Genomic DNA, 7,899 nt, shown 5'->3' on the forward strand with positions numbered 1-7,899 from the left:
GGCGCCCCCCCTGCGGCAGCTCCCCGTACGGTCCACCAAGACGCGCCCCGCGCCCCGCTCCGGGCTGCAATGGTCGAGTGACAGCGCCTCCGGACGACTGCCTCGCGCGCAACGAGTGGATCGGGGTCAGCTCACCTTCGCCGTGACGGCCCGTACGAACTCCGGGCCCACGTCGTCGCGCCAGACAAAGGGCGCCGAGTCCATCCGGCCCTCGAAGGTCGCGGTGGTCTGCCCGCCGACCGTGAACATCAACGAGCCCTTGCGGCAGGTCCAACTGTCGTCCAGGCCACCGTCGTTGGCGCAGGCGTCAGCCCCGAAGCGCTTGCTGTCGCCGCTGCGTGTGACGTCTTCGTAGTACCCGGCGATGAGTTCGGGATCGGCCACGGCGTCGACGCGGACCCAGACACGGGTGGCCGCGAACGTCTCGCCCGGCAGTTCCATGGAGTACTCGCACCGGCCGTAGTCGGCGCTGTCGCTCCGCTTCCACGCGGGGTCGGCGGCGAACTCCTTGATCGAGGGCGCGTACACGTGCAGCGGCGGCTCCTCCCGGACCTCCTCGGCGTCGGGAAGGATCGCCTCGACATCCTTCTGGTCCACCAAGGCACATGCGTACGGCCATCGGTCAGCGGCCAGGACCTCGCCCTTCTTCAGCGGGTCAAGGTGGACGTCACCGGCCTGGTGCGGGGCCTTGCCGAGAGAGGTCTCGGTGACGGCGTCGGCGATCTGGAGCGTCGCCCAGGCGGTACCGGCGATGAGCAGGCCGACGGCCAGGGCGATCCAGGAGATGCGGTCCTTTGTCTTCACGGTGACCGATCCTGCCCGACGGGCCCTTCCCGAGGGGCAGTTGGGGTACTTGAACATGGAGCCCGTCCTGGGGGCACCTCCCAGCGGTAGCTGGGGGAGATTGAGGACGAGCCCGGAGGACGATCGACGGTGCGCAGGTCGACGGTGCGGGCTGTCGTGCGCCAACCCCGCAGACTCAAGCGTCAGCGACCGAGTCGAACTCCACCTCGTCACGCCCGACCCCCTGCGCGTCCGCGTCCACCGAGTGGCGCGGCGCCTCGTGCAGCTTGGCCGGGCAGCGGGGCGCCCACCGGCACCCACGAGTTCATCCGGTGCGCGAGCTCGCCGACCGTGCCGCCGCCCGCGAGCGCCAGCTCGTCCACGCCCGCCCGCCGTGCAGCTCACCAGCCTCGTCCAGGACCACCGTCCAGCGCGCCCCCTGGCCGCGCAGCCGCGCACCGGCCGCCGTGGCGGGCTCGTCGACGCGGGCCAGCGGCGGCTGCTCCAGGTCGTCCGGTTCGATGGCCGTCACCGAGAGCTGCTTCAGGCCCCGGTCGGCGCCCGCGAACTCCGCCACGTACGGCGTGGCCGGGGTGCCGAGGACCGCGCCCGGAGTGTCGAACTGCTCGATGCGGCCCTGCCCGTACACCGCGATGCGGTCGCCGAGCCGGACCGCCTCCTCGATGTCGTGCGTCACCATCTTAATTTTGCGTGGGTGTCCCCGACTTCAGCCGGAGAGGGAAACGCATCTCAGGACTGCTTTGACGTGCGCTGTTAGCGCGGGTCCGCGCTGTCGGCCTTAGCTCACGGGTGCTGCTTCTGGTCCTCGATGTACTGGCGGATCACGGTCAGCGGGGTGAAATACGCCATATAATCGCTGAAATGGCCTTGAGTGGGGGTGGGTCGGGTGTTGCGTGCGTACAAGTTCCTGATGCGGCCCACTGTGGGCCAGCAGGCCGCGTTGGGTGCGATGTTGGCCGATCACTGCTCGCTCTACAACGGGGCGTTGCAGGAACGCCGCGATGCTTACAAGCACGCCTCCAGGACGAGCGTCAAGTACGGGCAGCAGTCGGCGCAGCTCAAGGAGATCCGGGCGTTCGACCCGGAGCGTCAGGGCCGTTGGTCGTTCTCCTCCCAGCAGGCGACGTTGCGCCGGTTGGACAAGGCGTTCGCCGGGTTCTTCCGGCGGGTCAAGTCCGGTGACACACCGGGATATCCGCGCTTCCGGGGCGTCAACTGGTTCGACACGGTGGACTTCCCCAAGGACGGTGACGGTTGCCGCTGGGACTCCACCCCTCACGACCCGGTGACCCGTGTCCGCTTCCAAGGCGTCGGGCATGTCAGGGTCAACCAGCACCGGCCGGTGGTCGGCAGGGTCAAGACTGTCTCGGTCAAGCGCGAGGGCCGGAAGTGGTACGTGGTCCTGACGGCCGAGCAGGCGCAGCCCGTGCCGCTGCCCAAGTCGGGCAGTGTGGTCGGCATCGACCTGGGCATAGCCAACTTCCTCGCCGACTCGAACGGCGAGTTCGTACCCAATCCCCGCCATGGCCGGAAAGCGGCCGCGAAACTCGAAGCCGCACAGCAGGCACTGTCCCGCTTCCCCCGTGTCCGCCGCGACAAGCGAACAGCCAACCACCGCCGGGCCGTTGAGAAGGTCGCCGACCTGCACCGCACGGTGCGTCGTCAGCGTCTGGACCACGCGCACAAGACCGCGCTCGGCCTGGTCCGCGCACACGATTTCATCGCGCATGAAGACCTCAAGATCCGCAACATGAGCAAGACCCCCAAGCCGAAGCCCGACCCCGAGACACCGGGCAGCTTCCTGCCCAACGGCGCCGCCGCCAAAGCCGGACTCAACAAGTCGATCAACGATGCCGGTTGGGGGGTGTTCCTGACGATCCTGCACGCCAAGGCTGAGAGCGCCGGACGGGAAGTGATCGCCGTGGACCCCCGCAACACCTCCCGAGAGTGTCCCGAATGCGGGCACGTCGCGAAGGAGAACCGGCCCACGCAGGAGAAGTTCCACTGCGTCTCGTGTGGCCATACTGCGCACGCGGACACGGTGGGCGCACGCAACGTTCTACGGGCCGGGCTGGTCCGCCGCGAAGCCCCACCGGCATAGCGAGAAGCCCCCTCATCCATGAGGGGGAGGAGTCACCAGGACCGTCTTGCGCACACCGCGGCCTGCATCTTCAGGAACTCGTCCTGCAACTGCTCGCGCACCACCGGGTCGACCGCGCCGAAGGGTTCGTCCATCAGGAGCACCGGCGGGGCCGCGGCGAGCGCGCGGGCCACCCCCACCCGCTGCCGCTGCCCGCCGGAGAGCTGCTGCGGATAGCGGGAGCCGTACGTCTTCGGGTCGAGGCCCACCAGGTCGAGGAGTTCGGCGGCACGGGCGCGGGCCTTCGACCGGTTCCAGCCGATCAGCGCGGGCACCGTCGCCGTGTTGTCGAGGATCGTGCGGTGCGGGAACAGGCCGACCTGCTGGATCACGTACCCGATACGGCGGCGCAGCCGGACCGGGTCGACGGTCGCGATGTCCTCGCCGTCGACGTGGATACGGCCCGAGGTCGGCTCGATCAGGCGGTTGACCATCATCATCGTGGTGGTCTTGCCGCAGCCCGACGGGCCGACGAGCGTGACCAGTTCGCCCTCGCGGACCTCGAACGACAGGTCGTCCACGGCCATCGTGCCGTCCGGGTAGCGCTTGCTGATGTGATCGAACCGGATCATGCCTTCACGCTAACCGCGCCGCACACGCCCCGCCCTTCAGCAGCCGTGCCCCTCAGGGGAGCCGGTCACCAGGACGACTTCGAGCGTGCGCGGCCCGTGCACGCCCTCCACTCGGTCCAGCTCGATGTCGCTCGTCGCGGACGGGCCGGAGATCCAGGTCAGCGGCCGCGCCGGATCGAGGCGGCGGAGCGCCTGCGGCACGGACGACACGACCTGGTCCGGGACGCGTACGACACAGATGTGGTGGTCGGGCACCAGCGTGATGCGGCGCCGCCCCTGGTCGGGGGAGCCGTCGAGGACGAGCGTGCCGGTCTCCGCGACGGCGACCGCGCAGCCCGTCACGACACTGTCGACCGCGTCCAGATCCTGCGCGGTCGACGCCTCCAGGTCGTGCACCCGCACCGGGTCGGCGCCCTCCAACCAGCCGGACGGAAGGCCCGGCGGTACGACGACGCTGCGCGCGCCGCGCTCGGCAAGGAGCCGCGCAAGGAGTTCCGCGAGCCCGTCCAAGTCGGTGCGGTGCACGATCGCCCGGTAGTCGGCGAGGTTCTCCGCGAGCAGGTCGACGGTCTCCTCGACGCTCCGTGCACCGTGCTCCACGAGGTACGAACGGTCCACGGCCGCGTCGAGATCCGGGGCGCCGTCCGGCCCGCCGACGAGGGCCCGCCGGACCCGGTTCAGGATGACGTCCCTGCTGCTCACTTCGCCCCGCCCTTCTCGCCCGTACCCGTACCGCGCGTGCGCTGCCACCAGTCCCGGAACGGCTCGGCGGGCATCTCCGGCACCGCCCGGCTGTCGCTCCACGCCCGGCCGGGGCCGGGCAGCCGACGCGGATGGAAGCGCCGGGTCCGGGCGGCGATCCGCTGCCCGAAGGCGAGCGCGCCCGGATGCGCGAACGCGAGCCCCGCCGCCCGCATCGCCGCCCGCTCCGCCGCGTGCCCCTTCGCGGGCCGCAGCGTGACCTTCTTGCCGCGCCGCGTCGCCGGACCGCCCTGCACCACCCGCTCGCGCAGGTGCACCAGGACCTCCGGGATGTCGATGGCGACCGGACACACCTCGTAACAGGCCCCGCACAGCGACGAGGCGTAAGGCAGCGAAGCGTCGATCTCGCTCTCGGTGCCCCGGAGTTGAGGGCTGAGGATCGCGCCGATCGGCCCCGGATAGACCGAGCCGTACGCGTGCCCGCCGGCCCGCTCGTACACCGGGCAGACGTTCAGGCAGGCCGAGCAGCGGATGCAGCGCAGCGCCTGGCGGCCCACCTCGTCGGCGAGGGTGTCGGTGCGGCCGTTGTCGAGCAGCACCAGGTGGAAGGCCTGCGGCCCGTCGCCGTCGGTGGTGCCGGTCCACATGGACGTGTACGGGTTCATGCGCTCCGCCGTCGACGAGCGCGGCAGGGTCTGCAGGAACACCTCCAGGTCCTGCCAGCTCGGCACCAGCTTCTCGATGCCCACGACCGAGATCAGGGTCTCCGGCAGGGTCAGGCACATCCGCCCGTTGCCCTCCGACTCGACGACGACGAGCGTGCCGGTGTCGGCGACCATGAAGTTGGCCCCGGAGATCCCGACCTTGGCGCGCAGGAACTTCTCCCGCAGATGGAGCCGTGCCGCCTCGGCGAGCTCGGCGGGCGTGTCCGTGAGGTCCTCGGGCGCGGGGCGGCCCCACTCGCTCATGGTGCGGGCGAAGATGTCGCGGATCTCGCCCCGGTTGCGGTGGATCGCCGGGACCAGGATGTGGCTGGGCCGGTCGTCCCCCAACTGCACGATCAGCTCGGCCAGATCGGTCTCGTACGCCGTGATGCCCTCGGCCGCGAGTGCCTCGTTCAGGCCGATCTCCTGGGTGGCCATCGACTTGACCTTGACGACCTCCCGCTCGCCGGTCGCCTGCACCAGACCGGTCACGATGCGGTTCGCCTCGTCGGCGTCCGCAGCCCAGTGCACGGTGCCCCCGGCGCGTACGACGGACTCCTCCAGACGCGGCAGATACGTGTCCAGGTGGCGCAGCGTGTGGTCCTTGATCTGCCGTCCGGCCTCGCGCAGTTCGGCCCAGTCGTCGAGTTCGGCGACCGCCTTGGCGCGCTTGGCGCGGATGGTGTGCGTGGCGTGCCGCAGATTGGCGCGCAGGGTGGCGTCCCGTACCGCGTCGTGGGCGGCCTCGGGGAAGGAGGGCATGCCGACAAAGGTTCCGCTCATGTCCCGACCTCGTCTTCCGTGCTCGCCAGGATCTCCGCGATGTGCACCGGCCGCATGCCGCTGTCGAGCCGGGTCATGGTGCCGCCGATGTGCATGAGGCAGGAGTTGTCCGCGGCGCACAGCACCCCGGCGCCCGTCGACTCGGCCGCCCGCACCTTGTCCAGGCCCATCGCCGCCGACACGTCCGGGTTCTTCACCGCGAACGTGCCGCCGAAGCCACAGCACTCCTCGGCCCCCGGCAGCTCCACCAGCTCAAGCCCCTTGACCGCACCCAAAAGCCGTGTCGGCCGCTCCCCGAGGCCGAGGGAGCGCAGCCCGTGGCAGGTCGGGTGGTACGTCACCCGGTGCGGGTAGTACGCGCCGACATCGGTCACGCCGACCACGTCGACGAGGAACTCGGTCAGCTCGTACGTCTTCGGAACGACCGGGGCGAGCTCCGCCGCGAGCCCGTCGCCGCGGCCCTCCGCGCGTGCCCGTTCGCCCATCCGCGGGTACAGCTCCCGCACCATCGCCCCGCACGAGCCGGACGGCGTGACGATCGCGTCGTAGCCGCCGAAGACCTCCGCGAAGTGCCGGGCCAGCGGCTCGGCGCGGTGGCGGTAGCCGGTGTTGTAGTGCGCCTGTCCGCAACAGGTCTGCGCCATGGGGAAGTCGACGTCGACACCCAGCCGGGTCAGGAGCTTCACCACGGCCTTACCGGTGTCCGGATAGAGGGTGTCGTTGACGCAGGTCAGGAACAGAGCGACACGCATGCGTCTCACTTTCCGCGGTGATCGTCGGATGGCTTGCAGGGTACGCGGACGGGGCCGTTCCGGGGAGGGTGATCACACGGTCACTCGTGCCCCGGACGGGCGCGGAACGGTGTTGCCGTGCCGCCCGCCCCGGTGATGGAGTGGGCCGAACCCGACCTGCCAGGAGCCCCGTTGACCTCGAAGACCAGCTACCGCCAACCCGGAACCGTCGCCACCGGCCGCACCTTCGACGTACCCCTCGACCACGAGCGCCCGGACGGCGAACGCATCGAGGTGTACGCGCGCGAAGTGGTGGCCAGCGACCGGGCCGACGCGGAGCTGCCCTGGCTGCTCTACCTGGAGGGCGGGCCCGGCCTCAAGGCCCAGCGGCTCATCGGGCGGCAGGCCTGGCTCGACCGGGCGCTGCGCGAGTTCCGCGTGCTGCTGCTCGACCAGCGCGGCACCGGCCGCTCCACCCCCGTGAACCGGCAGACCCTGCCGCAGCGCGGCGGCCCCCGCGAACAGGCCGCATACCTGGCGCACTTCAGGGCCGACGCGATCGTCCGGGACTGCGAACTCATCAGGAAGCGGCTCACCGGCGGCGCCCCCTGGACGGTGCTCGGCCAGAGCTTCGGCGGCTTCTGCCTCACCCACTACCTGACCGCCGCGCCCGAGGGCCTGCGCACCGCCCTGTTCACCGGCGGACTCCCGTCCCTGGACGCACACGCCGACACCGTGTACCGCGCCGCGTACCCGCGCATCCAGCGCAAGGTCGAGGCCCACTACGCGCGCTACCCGCAGGACGCCGAGCGCGCCCGGCGGATCGCCGCGCACCTGGTCGAGCACGGCCCGGCCACCCTCGACGGCGGCTACCTGCTGACCGTCGAGGCGTTCCAGTCCCTCGGCATCCTGCTCGGCGCGGGCGACGGCACCCACCACCTGCACCACCTCCTGGAGAACGCCTTCGTACGCGCCCCGCACGCCCCCGGCGGGGCCCAACTCTCGGACGCCTTCCGGGAGTCGGCCCGCGGCGCGCTCTCGTACGCCGGGCATCCGCTGTACGCGCTGCTGCACGAGTCGATCTACGCCCAGGACGCCCGGCCCACCGACTGGTCGGCGCAGCGGGTGCGGGCCGAGTACCCCCAGTTCGACGCGGAACGCGCGCTCGCGGCGGGCGGTCCGCCGCTGTTCACCGGCGAGGGCGCGTACCCCTGGCACTTCACCTCCGACCCCGCGCTCGCCCCTCTGCGCGAGACCGCCGACCACCTCGCGGCCCGCACGACGTGGACCCCGCTGTACGACGCGGCCCGCCTGTCCCGCAACGAGGTGCCGGCCGCGGCGGCGGTCTATCACGACGACATGTACGTGGACGCGGGGCACTCGCTGGCTACCGCACGGGTGGTGAGGGGGTTGCGGACGTGGGTCACGGATGAGTTTGAGCATGACGGGGTGCGGACGGGGGG

General features: G+C 71.1%; 6 protein-coding genes and 2 pseudogenes. 2 read left to right on the forward strand and 6 right to left on the reverse strand.

The features are described 5' to 3' along the window. Positions 1 to 126 precede the first annotated feature (126 nt). Together GUY60_RS30500 and GUY60_RS30505 are read right to left on the reverse strand one after the other, a co-directional pair. Positions 127 to 804, reverse strand: a complete 678-nt coding sequence (locus GUY60_RS30500) for a hypothetical protein (RefSeq protein WP_161703657.1) — start codon at positions 802 to 804, stop codon at positions 127 to 129. 175 nt (positions 805 to 979) lie between these two features. Then, positions 980 to 1,495, reverse strand: a pseudogene (locus GUY60_RS30505) (ABC transporter ATP-binding protein); the annotation flags it as partial. A 195-nt stretch (positions 1,496 to 1,690) separates the two neighbouring features. Between GUY60_RS30505 and GUY60_RS30510 the strand changes: the two are divergent. After that, positions 1,691 to 2,905, forward strand: coding sequence for an RNA-guided endonuclease InsQ/TnpB family protein (locus GUY60_RS30510; RefSeq protein WP_161703659.1), 1,215 nt, complete (start codon positions 1,691 to 1,693; stop codon positions 2,903 to 2,905). Between the two features lie 33 nt (positions 2,906 to 2,938). On the opposite strand, the pseudogene GUY60_RS30515 reads toward GUY60_RS30510, so the two are convergent. From GUY60_RS30515 to GUY60_RS30530, 4 genes and pseudogenes are all read right to left on the reverse strand, one after another. Further along, positions 2,939 to 3,516 (reverse strand): annotated as a pseudogene (locus GUY60_RS30515) (ABC transporter ATP-binding protein); the annotation flags it as partial. A 36-nt stretch (positions 3,517 to 3,552) separates the two neighbouring features. Then, positions 3,553 to 4,218 carry a LutC/YkgG family protein gene (locus tag GUY60_RS30520; protein ID WP_161703661.1) on the reverse strand — a complete coding sequence of 222 codons (666 nt, stop codon included), beginning with the start codon at positions 4,216 to 4,218 and terminating at the stop codon, positions 3,553 to 3,555. Continuing rightward, positions 4,215 to 5,705: a LutB/LldF family L-lactate oxidation iron-sulfur protein gene (locus GUY60_RS30525; protein WP_161703662.1), complete on the reverse strand. Its 1,491-nt coding sequence runs from the start codon at positions 5,703 to 5,705 to the stop codon at positions 4,215 to 4,217. Before GUY60_RS30525 ends, GUY60_RS30520 begins: the two co-directional genes overlap by 4 nt. Continuing rightward, a complete protein-coding gene (locus GUY60_RS30530; RefSeq protein ID WP_161703664.1) occupies positions 5,702 to 6,457 on the reverse strand; it encodes a (Fe-S)-binding protein in 756 nt (251 codons plus the stop codon). The genes GUY60_RS30525 and GUY60_RS30530 overlap by 4 nt, the downstream gene beginning before the upstream one ends. 135 nt (positions 6,458 to 6,592) lie before the next feature. On the opposite strand from GUY60_RS30530, the gene GUY60_RS30535 reads away from it, so the two are divergent. Beyond that, a partial coding sequence (locus GUY60_RS30535) for an alpha/beta fold hydrolase (protein WP_161703666.1) occupies positions 6,593 to 7,899 on the forward strand: 1,307 nt, incomplete at its 3' end.

Source organism: Streptomyces boluensis (assembly GCF_009908195.1).
GTDB classification, from domain to species: Bacteria; Actinomycetota; Actinomycetes; order Streptomycetales; family Streptomycetaceae; genus Streptomyces; species Streptomyces boluensis.